The sequence below is a fragment of the Nocardioides marinus genome (genome assembly GCF_013408145.1).
Classification (GTDB): domain Bacteria; phylum Actinomycetota; class Actinomycetes; order Propionibacteriales; family Nocardioidaceae; genus Nocardioides; species Nocardioides marinus.
Map to the genome: position 1 here is coordinate 1,703,210 of NZ_JACBZI010000001.1, position 11,576 is coordinate 1,714,785.

The 11,576-nt window shown below is 72.9% G+C and carries 11 protein-coding genes; 10 read left to right on the forward strand and 1 reads right to left on the reverse strand.

Going from position 1 to position 11,576, the window contains the following annotated elements:
• Nucleotides 1-7: 7 nt before the first annotated feature.
• Nucleotides 8-973, forward strand: a complete 966-nt coding sequence (locus BKA05_RS08080) for a DNA-3-methyladenine glycosylase family protein (protein ID WP_343045570.1) — start codon at nt 8-10, stop codon at nt 971-973.
• A 4-nt stretch (nt 974-977) separates the two neighbouring features.
• Nucleotides 978-1,919 (forward strand): SCP2 sterol-binding domain-containing protein, encoded by a 942-nt coding sequence (locus BKA05_RS08085; RefSeq protein WP_179530979.1) that lies wholly within the window; start codon nt 978-980, stop codon nt 1,917-1,919.
• A 118-nt stretch (nt 1,920-2,037) separates the two neighbouring features.
• Here the strand turns inward: BKA05_RS08085 and BKA05_RS08090 are convergent, their stop codons facing one another.
• Complete coding sequence (locus tag BKA05_RS08090; protein WP_179533059.1) at nt 2,038-3,291, reverse strand: phospholipase D-like domain-containing protein; 1,254 nt, start codon at nt 3,289-3,291, stop codon at nt 2,038-2,040.
• Between the two features lie 181 nt (nt 3,292-3,472).
• On the opposite strand from BKA05_RS08090, the gene BKA05_RS08095 reads away from it, so the two are divergent.
• Genes BKA05_RS08095 through BKA05_RS08130 form a run of 8 tightly spaced genes read left to right on the forward strand, consistent with a single transcriptional unit; the run spans nt 3,473 to nt 11,542 of the window.
• A complete protein-coding gene (locus tag BKA05_RS08095; RefSeq protein ID WP_343045571.1) occupies nt 3,473-4,315 on the forward strand; it encodes an MlaE family ABC transporter permease in 843 nt (280 codons plus the stop codon).
• Nucleotides 4,312-5,139 carry an MlaE family ABC transporter permease gene (locus BKA05_RS08100; protein WP_179530980.1) on the forward strand — a complete coding sequence of 276 codons (828 nt, stop codon included), beginning with the start codon at nt 4,312-4,314 and terminating at the stop codon, nt 5,137-5,139. The genes BKA05_RS08095 and BKA05_RS08100 overlap by 4 nt, the downstream gene beginning before the upstream one ends.
• A 6-nt stretch (nt 5,140-5,145) precedes the next feature.
• Complete coding sequence (locus BKA05_RS08105) at nt 5,146-6,177, forward strand: MCE family protein (protein ID WP_179530981.1); 1,032 nt, start codon at nt 5,146-5,148, stop codon at nt 6,175-6,177.
• Nucleotides 6,174-7,196 carry an MCE family protein gene (locus BKA05_RS08110; RefSeq protein WP_179530982.1) on the forward strand — a complete coding sequence of 341 codons (1,023 nt, stop codon included), beginning with the start codon at nt 6,174-6,176 and terminating at the stop codon, nt 7,194-7,196. Before BKA05_RS08105 ends, BKA05_RS08110 begins: the two co-directional genes overlap by 4 nt.
• Complete coding sequence (locus BKA05_RS08115) at nt 7,193-8,170, forward strand: MCE family protein (RefSeq protein ID WP_179530983.1); 978 nt, start codon at nt 7,193-7,195, stop codon at nt 8,168-8,170. The genes BKA05_RS08110 and BKA05_RS08115 overlap by 4 nt, the downstream gene beginning before the upstream one ends.
• Nucleotides 8,167-9,321 (forward strand): MCE family protein, encoded by a 1,155-nt coding sequence (locus BKA05_RS08120; RefSeq protein WP_179530984.1) that lies wholly within the window; start codon nt 8,167-8,169, stop codon nt 9,319-9,321. The genes BKA05_RS08115 and BKA05_RS08120 overlap by 4 nt, the downstream gene beginning before the upstream one ends.
• Complete coding sequence (locus BKA05_RS08125) at nt 9,318-10,424, forward strand: MCE family protein (RefSeq protein ID WP_179530985.1); 1,107 nt, start codon at nt 9,318-9,320, stop codon at nt 10,422-10,424. Before BKA05_RS08120 ends, BKA05_RS08125 begins: the two co-directional genes overlap by 4 nt.
• A gap of 5 nt (nt 10,425-10,429) precedes the next feature.
• Entirely contained in the window at nt 10,430-11,542 is a 1,113-nt protein-coding gene (locus BKA05_RS08130; RefSeq protein ID WP_179530986.1) for an MCE family protein, read from the forward strand.
• Nucleotides 11,543-11,576: the final 34 nt, after the last annotated feature.

Here is an 11,576-nt window from a genome sequence, read left to right on the forward strand (position 1 = left end):
CGACCGGGTGACGGGCACCGAGGCGGAGCGGCGGCGCACCTGGCGCCCTGACTGGCCCTGCTCGGTCATCGGGCCGCTGCGCCCCCTGCGTCGGGGCGCGGGCGACCCCACGTTCCGCATCGACGACGCCGGACGCGTCTGGCGGGGCACCCGCACCCCCGAGGGCCCGGCCACGCTCCGGGTCGGGTCGGACCCCTCGACCGGCGAGGTGCGCGCCTCCGCCTGGGGCCAGGGTGCGGACTGGGTGCTGGAGTCGCTGCCGGGCCTGCTCGGTGCCCACGACGACTGGAGCGGCTTCGAGCCGCGGCACCCGGTGCTCGCCGAGGCGCGGCGCCGGCATCCCCACGTGCGCAGGGGGCGCACCGGTCTGGTGATGGAGGCGCTGGTCCCGGCGATCATCGAGCAGAAGGTCACCGGGCAGGAGGCCTTCGCGGGCTTCCGGATGCTGGTGCACCGCTTCGGTGAGCCGGCGCCCGGCCCCGGCCGCGACCTCGGGCTGCGGGTCCAGCCCGACGCCGGCACGCTGCGCACCATCGCGTCCTGGGAGTGGCTGCGCATGCACGTCGACCACGCCCGCTCGCGCACGATCGTCACCGCCGCCCGGGTCGCGGACTCCCTCGAGCGCCTGGCCGGGCTCGACCCCGCGGAGGCCGACCGGCGGCTGCGCAGCCTGCCCGGGGTCGGGGAGTGGACCAGTGCCGAGGTGCGCCAGCGGGCGCTCGGTGACCCCGATGCGGTGAGCTTCGGCGACTACCACGTCGCCAAGGACGTCGGCTGGGCGCTGACCGGCACCCCCTTCGACGACGAGGAGATGCGGGCCTACCTCGAGCCCTGGCGGCCGCACCGCGGCCGGGTGCCGCTCCTGATCGGCCTGGCCGGCCTGCACCGGCCCCGGCACGGGCCGCGGATGGCGCCGCGCACGCACCTTCCCGCGCGAGTCACGCGCGGCGGGGGCCCGGGGCGGTTATCGTGACGCTGTGACACAGGTAACTCTCGACGTCCTGCACGGCGCCACCTCCGAGGAGGCCACCGGCTTCTTCGCCGACACCGACGCCGAGGCACTCGTCGAGGCGCTGCGGCGCACCGGCGACGAGGAGCTGCGCGCCCTGGTCGCCCGCGACGAGATCCGGTTGCCCGCCGTGCGGGGCGTGCTGTCGCGTCTGCACGAGTACGCCGACCCCGACCGGCTCGCTGCCCTCGGCGGCACCGTGCGCATCGACCTCACCCGTGACGACGCGCGCCTGGGGCACCACCTCCTGCGGATCGGCTCCGGCACGATCACGGTGGGCACCGACGTACCCGCCTCGGCGGCCAGCGACGTCGTGCTCGGCACGACGGTCGTCGGCTTCGTCCGTCTCGTCAGCGGGCAGGGCAACGCCGCGCTGGACTTCCTCGCCGGGCGGCTGCACGTCGAGGGCGACGCCGCCCTCGCGCTGGCCGTCGGCGGTCTCTTCACCATCCCCGGCACCGACGAGGTCGCTGTCGACCCGACCGCGCTGGACCCCGTCGACGTGGCCCGGGCGCTGACCGGCGTCCCCGTCGAGCACCTGCGCGAGGTGATGGCGGGCGGGTTCCGCCCGGTGGTGCTCGAGGAGATCTTCCGTCGCCTCCCCGACTTCGTGAGCCCGCGTCGCGCAGCGAAGGCCGACCTCACCGTCGGGTTCCGGCTGCTCGGCGGTCCCGGTGACGAGCCCGAGCGCTACGTCGTGCGCGTCGACCACGGCGCGTGCAAGGTGGAGCCCGGGGACGCCGGCGGGCCCCGTGACGCCACGATCACCTGTGAGGGCTACGACTTCCTGCGCCTGGCCACCGGCCACCTCTCCGCGGTCACCGGTGTCCTGCGTGGTCAGCTCAAGGTCCGGGGCGACAAGGCCAAGGCGCTGCAGCTCGCCTCGGTGCTGGACATCCCGAAGTCCTGAGCGTCGGCACGGTGGGTGGGCACCTCACCGGGTCTCGACACGCTCCGTCGCGCCCTCGCAGGCTCGGTCGCGGTCGCTGCTCGACCACCGACGACCACGCCCGCTGGCGCGGGCGTGATCACAGCAGCGGACGCAGCGGGGCCAGGACGAACTCGGTGAACTTGCGGTGCAGGTCACGGGCCTCCCACTCACCGACGGTGAGCTCCAGGCAGTGCGACTGGTCGACGCGGAAGACCTCCTCCATCTGGCGGGCCAGACCGGCGTCGATGACCTCGACGTTGATCTCGTAGTTGCCCGACAGGCTAAGGCGGTCGATGTTGGCCGTCCCCACCGTGGTCCACGTGCCGTCGACCGTCGCCGTCTTGGCGTGCACCATCGCGTCGCGGTAGCGCAGGATGCGCACGCCGGACTCGAGCAGCTGGGAGAAGTACCCGCGCGAGACCCAGTCGGCCACGATGTGGTTGGACTTCAACGGGACCAGGAGCCGCACGTCCACACCACGCGCCGCTGCGTCCTTCAGGGCGTCGACGAAGTCCTGGTCGGGCAGGAAGTAGGCGGTGGTGATCCAGATGTTGCGGCTGGCGCGGTTGATGGCCTCGAGGTACATCGAGCGGATGGGGAACATCCACAGTCGGGGCACGTTGCGCTGGATCCGGATCCGGGGCTCCCAGTCCGAGGCGGTCTCCAGCAGCAGCGGTCGCTCGCTGGGTCGCAGCCGGCGTCGACGGTGCAGGTTCCAGAAGTCGGCCACCGCCCGCTGGAGGTCCCAGACCCCGGGCCCGGTGATGCGCACGTGGGTGTCGCGCCACTCCGTGGCGTAGGCGTCGCCGATGTTGAACCCGCCGACGAAGCCGATCTCGGAGTCGACCACCAGGATCTTGCGGTGGTCCCGGCCGTAGCGGCGCAGGTCGAAGAAGCGCAGCCCGGCGGAGTAGACGGGGAAGCGCAGCACCTTCATGGCGCGGGGGAAGCGCTTGAAGACCGGGGAGACCACGAGGTTCGCGAAGCCGTCGTAGATGCAGTACACCTCGACGCCGCGGGCTGCGGCGTCGGCGAGGGCCTGCTTGAACCGCTCGCCGGTGGCGTCGCCCTTCCAGATGTAGGTCTCGAAGAGGATCTGCTTCTGCGCCCCCTCGATGGCGGCCAGCATGTCGTCGTAGAGATGCTGACCGTAGGTGTACGTCGTCACCGTGCTCTCGCCGATGGGCACCTGCGCCGGCGGGGTCACCGGGAACTCGCCCGGCTTCTTCCCGCGCCGGCGGTAGGAGTCGACCAGCGTCATCGCCATGGCCAGCCCGAACTGCACGCCCACGACGGTGAGCAGCGTGCGGCGGAGCACCCGTAGCCACCGGTCGGGCCAGGTCCTCGCCATCACGGGGACAACCTAGTACCGCCGGACAACGCCGGACCGGTCCGGTCAGGTCGTGACCTGCGTCTCGTCATCGCCCGCGACGTGTGATACCTGTTACACCACGACACACTCACTTGCGGGTTGGCGACAGCTCGGCGACGACCAGGAGCGGGCGCATGGGACCCACGGTGGAGACCGGGCGGTGAGCGGTGCCCTGACGGCCGGGTCGCGCCGGCCGCTGATCGGGGTCGTGGCCGGCATGCGCGGACGGTGGCGTGCGGGCATCGTGACGACCGGACACCTGGTCCTGCTCGCCGCGTCCGCGACCGGCTACGCCGTCAGCGACATCGTCAGGGGACGCTTCTCCTGGTCCGAGTTCGTGCTCCAGGCCTGGTTCATGACGCGGGTCTCGCTGCTGCCCACGATCCTGGTGGCCATCCCCTTCGGGGTCATCACCTCGGTGCAGATCGGCGCGGTGGCCGCGCAGATCGGGGCGACGTCGTTCTCCGGTGCCGTCAACGGCATCGGGGTGCTGCGCCAGGGCGCGCCCCTGGTCACCTCCTTGATGATCGCCGGCGCCGTGGGGTCGGCCATCTGCTCCGACCTCGGGGCCCGCACGGTCCGCGAGGAGATCGACGCGCTCAAGGTCATGGGCATCTCGCCGGTCCAGCGCCTGGTGGCGCCCCGCCTGGTCGCGGCGCTCCTGGTGGCCATGCTCCTGACCGTGGTCGTGGCCATGACGGCGCTGCTCACGGCGTTCGTCATGAACGTCGGCGGCGGCAGCATCTCCGCCGGTGCCTACCTCGACTCCTTCGTCTCCTTCAGCCAGCCGACCGACCTCGTCCTCGCCGAGCTCAAGGCGCTCATCTTCGGCTTCGTCGCCACCATCGTGGCCAGCCACAAGGGGCTCTCGGCGTCCGGTGGGCCCAAGGGTGTCGCCGACGCGGTGAACCAGTCGGTGGTGCTCAGCGTGATCCTGCTGGCCGTGGTCAACGTGGGCATCACGCAGGCCTACGTGATGCTCGTGCCACAGGGGGTGGCATGAGGGGCCCGGGCGCGCTCGCCGGTGGGGCGGTCTCCGCCGCCGCGCAGCTCGGCTCGTTCGCCACCTTCTCGTGGCACACGTTGCTCGCCGTCCCGGCGACGCTGCGGTTGTACCTGCGCGAGACGCTGCGCCAGCTCAAGGACGTCGCCTGGGGCAGCGGTGCCCTGATCGTCGGCGGTGGGACCATCGGCGTGATGGTGCTGCTGTCCATCTCCGCCGGCACGTCGCTGGGCATCGAGGGCTTCAACGGCCTGGAGATCGTCAGCCTCTCCCCGCTGACGGGGTTCGTCTCGGCGAGCGCCAACACCCGTGAGCTGGCGCCGCTCATCGCCGCCCTGGCGCTGGCGGCCCAGGTCGGCTGTCGCTTCACCGCACAGCTCGGCTCCATGCGCATCCATGAGGAGGTCGACGCGCTGGAGGTCATGGCGGTCAGCTCCATGCGCTACCTGGTGACGACCCGGGTCATCGCCTGCATGATCGCCATACTCCCGCTCTACCTCATCGGGCTGATCGGCTCCTACCTGGCCTCCGAGGCCTCCGTCGTCCTGCTCTTCGGGCAGTCCCCGGGCCAGTACGACCACTACTTCTCGACCTTCATCCAGGGACGCGACGTCTTCTTGTCGGTGGTCAAGATCCTCGTCTTCGCGATCATGGTCTGCCTCATCCACTGCTGGTACGGCTTCAAGGTCTCCGGCGGCCCCCAGGCGGTCGGAGAGGCGACCGGGGCCGCGATCCGGGCCAGCATCGTGGTCGTCGTCGTGCTCGACATGGTGATGACCCTGCTCTTCTGGGGTGGCGACCCCGGGTTCCGGGTGAGCGGGTGATGGGAGGTGGCTGACCGTCCACGTCGCGAACCGCGACGCTCCGACCTCGCGCTGCGCGGTCTGCTGGTACTGCTCGTCATCAGCCTGGGCCTCGGCGCCGGCTACCTGCGCGTGACCGGCTCGTGGGGTGGTGACCCGGCGATCTCCACCGTCGTGGCCGATGCCGGCGGTGCGCTGCGCCCCGGTGCGGACGTCAAGGTCCGCGGGGTCATCGTGGGCCGCGTCGAGAGGATCGTCCGCGACGACGGGGGCGACGTGCGGCTGGAGCTGCGCGTGCCGGAGGAAGCCCTGGCCCGAGTCCCGGCCAACGTGGTCTCCCGCGTGCTGCCGGCGACCGTCTTCGGCACGACGTACGTCGACCTCGCTCTGCACGAGGAGCCGGACGCGGGTTCCCTGCGACCCGGTGCCGTGATCCCGGCCGACACCGAGCAGGACACGATCGAGCTGCAGCAGGCCCTCGACGACATCGACCGCCTCGTCAGCGCGCTCGGGCCCGCCGAGCTCGCGTCCGCCATCGGCGCCGTCGCCGACGCGCTCGACGGCCGCGGTGCGCAGCTCGGTGACCTGCTGGAGTCGCTGGACTCCTACCTGGCGCGGCTGCGCCCCCTCCTGCCGCTGCTGCGCAGCGACCTCGCCGTCCTCGCGGACGCCCTCGAGGTGGTCGACCAGGTGGCGCCGCAGCTGCTCGGCGCGGCCGAGGACTCACGCACGACCCTGCGCACCATCGCGTCGCAGCAGGAGCAGCTCGCCGAGGTCCTGCGGGGCGGCAGCCGGGTCGCCCGGCACGCGCGCGCCCTGCTCGGCGACGACCAGGAGGCGCTGGTGGAGTGGCTGGAGGGGGTAGCCCGCACCGTCGATGCCGTCTACGACCACCGCGAGGCGGGGATCGCGGCGGCGATAGAGACCAACCTCGCCCTCGCCGACATCGTCGCGGGCGCGGTGCGGGAGGGCTTCGTGCGGGTCGACGCCCTGCTCCGGCTCGATGCTCCGGACTACTACACGCCCGCGGACCGACCCCGCTACGGAGGTGCCCCATGAGTGCCGCGACCAAGGAGGTGCGCCTCACGGCGGTGCGCTTCGGTCTCTTCGCGCTCGTCTCGCTGCTGCTGCTCGTGCTGCTGGTCAACACGATGCGCAACGGCCTGGCCGACGACAACCGGGCCTTCACCGCCCAGTTCCGCGACGTCAGCGGGCTGCGGGTGGGTGACGACGTGAAGGTCGCCGGCGTCCGGGTGGGCCGTGTCTCCGGCATCGAGGTCTCCGACGACGGTGCCGCGGTCGACTTCGAGCTCGCGACGCAGCAGCCCCTGCTGGAGGACACCCGGCTGGTGATGCGCTACCAGAACCTCATCGGCCAGCGGTACCTCTCCCTCGAGCAGGGCCGGTCCCGGGGGCGCGAGCTGGAGCCGGGGGAGACCGTGCCGGTCTCGCGGACCAGCCCGGGCTTCGACCTGACCGAGCTGCTCAACGGCTTCCGGCCGCTCTTCGAGGTCCTCGAGCCCGCCGACGTGAACGCGCTGGCCACCTCGGTGGTCCGCGTCCTGCAGGGCGAGGGGGGCACCGTCGAGCAGCTGCTGCAGCAGACGACCCGCATCAGCACCTTCGTCGCGAACCGGGACCAGCTGATCGGCCGTGTCCTCGACAACCTGACCCCGGTGCTGGGCAACCTCGAGCGCCAGGACGAGCAGTTCACCGGGGCCGTGGACGACCTGCGGACGCTGATGACGGGCCTGGCCAGGGAGCGCCGGAGCATCGGCCGGTCGATCGACGGCGTCGGGAGCCTCGTCGAGGCCACGACCGGCCTGCTCGAGGACGCCCGGGAGCCGGCCACCGAGACCGTACGCCAGCTCAGGGCGGCGGGATCGCTGCTCGCCGGCACCACCGACGAGCTGGCGGCTGCACTGGGCTCGTTCGAGTCCACCGCGGGGACGCTGGGTCGCGTCACGTCCTACGAGAACGCCCTCAACATCTACCTCTGCTCCTTCCTCGTCAGCCTCGGCCCGGCCTCGCTGAACCCTGTCGGTGGCGACGGTCCCTGGTCGGAGGCGTGCCGATGAAGCCGCTGGAGGAGCGCAGCCCGTACGCCGTCGGGCTGGTCGCACTGGCCGGCCTGGCCGCCCTGGCCGTGGTCGTCGTGCTGCTCAGCGTGCTGTCGTTCGGCACCACGACCTACTCGGCCGTGCTCTCGCAGACCGCGGGGCTCAGGGAGGGCGAGAGCGTGCAGGTCGCGGGTGTCGTCGTCGGCGAGGTGCGGGCGGTCGAGCTGCGCGACACCGACGTGGAGGTCCGCTTCACCGTGGCCGACGACATCCGGCTCGGCGAGCTCACCACCGCCGAGGTCAAGGTGGCCACGCTGCTCGGCACCCACTACCTGCAGGTCACACCACGGGGGTCCGGGTCGTTGGCGGACGACACCATCGCCCTGGAGCGGACCTCGGTGCCCTTCAACCTCGAGGACGTGCTGGAGCAGGGCACCGACACCCTCGGAGAGCTCGACGCACCGGGCCTGGCCCGGGCCCTGGAGTCCGTCACCGGCACCCTGCGACGTGCCGGGGACGACGTGGCGCCCGCCCTGGAGAGCGTCGGGCGGCTCGCCGACCTGGTCGCGGAGCGCAGCGAGCAGACCGGGGACCTCCTCGGATCGGTGGAGCGCGTGTCGACGATGCTCCATGAGGACTCCGAGGACGTGCTGGCGCTGATGCAGCAGACGACCCTCGTCCTGGACGAGGTCACCTCACGGCGCGAGGCGATCCGTCGGCTGCTGGAGCGCACCACCGCGCTCTCGCGGTCCCTGGCTGGCCTGGTGGAGGACACCCGCGACGACCTGCGGCCCGCGCTGCGGGACCTCAACACGGCCCTGACCGCCCTGCGCGAGGAGGACGAGACGTTGCAGTCCCTGCTGAGCACGCTGGCACCGGCGGTGCGCTACGTCGCCAACGCCGCGGGCAACGGGCCCTGGCTCGATCTCTACGCCCGCCCGCCCGTCCTGCCCTCGGACGACCAGCGCTGCGCCCTCGGGGACTGCGGATGAGCGCCCGGACCCGCCCCCGGGGGCCCTCCCGCGTGCTGGCGGTGCCCAGCCTCCTGACCCGCCTCCTGACCAGCCTCCTGACCGGGATCCTGCCCGCCCTCCTGCTCGGACTGGTCCTCGCCCTCACCGGGTGCGGCGTGGTGCCGGGGACGTCGGACACCATCCGCGTCACTGCCCTGATGCCCGACTCCGCCGGCCTGTTCGAGGGCAACGACGTCGGCGTGCTCGGCGTGCCCGTCGGGCGGGTCGCGAGCATCGAGCCCGCGGGCGAGGTGGTCCGGGTCGAGCTGGAGATCGACGCCGACCGCAAGGTCCCCGCCGACGCCGTGGCGGCGGTGATCGCCCGGTCGGTGGCCACCGACCGCTACGTCGAGCTGACCCCGGTGTGGACCGAGGGGCCGACCCTGGCGGACGGCGACGAGATCGCGGAGGAGCGCACCCGCACCCCGGTCGACTTCGACGAGGTCCTGGAGGCGCTCGAGGGGTTGGCCACCGGCATCGGGGGTGACGAGCGGACCACCGCTGCGGTGCGACGCTTCATCGACGCGGCCGACCTGGCCCTGCGCGGCAACGGAGCGCTGCTGCAGGACACCATCGGGTCGCTCTCGGCAGCGGGCGCGGGCGTCTCCGCCCAGCGCGAGCAGATCACCGAGACCCTGGTGGCGCTCGACGACCTGGTCGGCACGGTCGTGGACAACCAGCGGACCGTACGGCGCTTCGTGTCGCAGGTCTCGGACGCCGCGGCCCTGCTGGACCGCGAGCGGGGCAACGTCCGGGCGAGCCTGGACGCCCTCGATCGAGCCGTCGCGCTGGTGGCGGAGCTCGCGGTGGACAACCGGGGGGAGATCGTGTCCTCGATGCGGGCGGCGACCGGCCTGATGGAGACGGTGCTCGACCGGCGTACCGACCTCGAGGAGGTGCTGGCCGTGATGCCGCTGGCGCTGCAGAACCTCCAGCGTGCCGAGGACGACGGTCGCCTCACCGTGCGGCTGCCCGCGACGGCGCTGCTGCCGTTGGGCGACGCCCTCGGTGACCTGTGTGCCGCGCTGCCCCTGGACCTGTGCGCCGTCATCGGCGGGACCGATCCCTCGGGCCGGGCCGTCGTCGAGCCGCGGCGCTCCGGCACTGACCCGGGAGGTGGGGAGTCGTGAGGCGCATCGTCGTGGCCCTGAGCGGGGTGCTGGTCCTCGTGATGACGTGCGCGGGGTGCTCGACGACGCTCGGCGACCTCCCGCTGCCCGGCACCGGTGTCGAGGGCGAGACGATCGTCGTGGAGGCGGACTTCGACGAGGCGCTGAACCTCGCGACCGGGGCGGTCGTCAAGGTCGACGGCGTCGACTCGGGTCGCGTCCAGGACGTCAGCGTGGTGGACTTCCGGGCGCGGGTCCGGATGCTCGTCCAGACCGGGGCGGAGCTGCGGGAGGGAGCCACGGCGCGCCTGCGGTACACCACGCCGCTGGGCGAGCTGTTCGTCGACGTCACCAACGCCGAGCGCGGTGCGCCGCTGGCCGACGGGGCCCGGCTCCCGCCACAGGACACCAGCACCGCGCCGACGGTCGAGGACGCACTGGCCCAGGCCTCGCTGCTGGTCAACGGTGGCGGCCTGGCCCAGCTCCAGACGGTCACCGAGGAGCTGCGTGGCGCGCTGGAGGGCCGTGAGGACACAGCCGTCTCCGTCCTCGACCGCACCCTCGACGTGCTCGACCAGGTCGACGCGGCCACGGGGGATGTCGACCGCGCGCTGCGCTCGCTGGACTCCGTCTCACGGACGCTGCGCCAGCGGCGCGAGACCATCAACGGGGTCCTGCGCGACGTCCGGCCGGCCGCGCGGGTGCTGCGGCGCTCCACGCCACGGCTCGTGGGGCTGCTCTCCGAGGTCGAGTCCTTCGCCGAGGTCGCGGACGACACCGTGCGCCGTACCCGCGAGGACCTGCTCTCGGCCCTGCGTCAGGCCGGACCGGTGCTCGAGACCCTCGCCGGGACCCGCGGGGAGTACGCCGACTCGCTGCGTGCCCTCGTCCGCCTCGCCGAGGAGCTGGACGGCGTGGCCCCCGGGGACTACCTCAACCTGTCCTTCGACCTGAGGCTGACGGCCCTGTCGGGCGGACTGCCCGGCCTGCCGATCCTCGGGGACCTGCTCGACGACCTGCTCGGTGGGCTGGTGACGGCGCTCCTCGGCGAGGAGGGCTTGGTGGACGGGCTCCTGAACGACCTGCTCGGCGGTCGCCAGGGCCGCGCGGGAGGTGCGCGGTGACATCGGTGCGGACACGACCGGGCGCCCTGGCCAGGACCCTGCTCACCGACCCGCTCTACCGCAGCCTCGTGGGCGTGGGCCTCGTGCTCGTGGTGGCGGTGGCCTACCTGTTCGGTGGCGTCCTGGACCGCCCCGTGACGGGACGCTCGCCCAGCGTCACGGTGCAGATGCCCGCCACCGGGGGCCTCTTCGAGGGCTCCGCGGTGACCTACCGCGGCGTCAAGGTCGGCCGGGTGACCAGCATCGAGCTGACCGACGACGGGACGGTGCGGGCCGTGGCCCGTCTGGACGATCCGGGAGGCATCCCCGTTGACTCCCGGGTCCGGGTCCGCTCCCTGTCCCCGGTCGGGGAGCAGTACCTCGACTTCCAGCCGCGCAGCGACTCCGGATCGTTCCTCCGCGACGGCGACGTGGTGCAGGCCTCGGTCCGCGACCTCCCGACCAGCCTGGGTGCCACCGTCGTCGCGGTCAGCGACCTCCTCGACCAGGTCGACGACCGGGCGCTGGGTCGGGTCCTGCGCGAGGTGAGCGCGGGGGTGGCCGGCACGGGGCAGGAGCTGGGGCGCCTGATGGACCAGACCGACCTGCTGCTGGCCGAGCTGGAGCGCGCGCTGCCCACGGCCGAGAACCTGCTGCGCGACGCCGGGCCCGCGGCGTCCCTGGTCGTCGACCAACGCAGCGACCTGCTGCAGCTCGGACGTTCGGCCCGTCGCGCGGCCGCCTTCTTGAAGTCCTACGACCCACGGCTGCGCGAGCTGCTCGCCGGGGCGCCAGAGCGCCTCGAGCAGATCGACGGCCTCGTGGACCAGTCGCGCGCGGTGCTGCCGGCGTTCCTGATGGCCGGCGTGGACCTCGGTGGCGTGCTGCAGCGCTACGACCCGCACCTGCGCCAGCTGCTGCGCGAGTACGCCCCAGGCCTGGGCACGGTGGGCGAGGTGGTGGGCGAGAGCCTGCGGGTGGACCTCGTGGTCGACCAGTCGACCCGGTGCCGTTACGACACCGAGCGCCGCGCGCCGCGCGACATCGCTCCCCGAGGGCTGCAGGCCGGTGGCCGCTGCCCCGAGTCCGCGCCCGGCCTGCAGCGGGGTGCGGCGCACGCGCCGCCCCCCGCCCGGTGAGACCGCTGCTCCGCCGACGTGGTGGGCAGCGGAC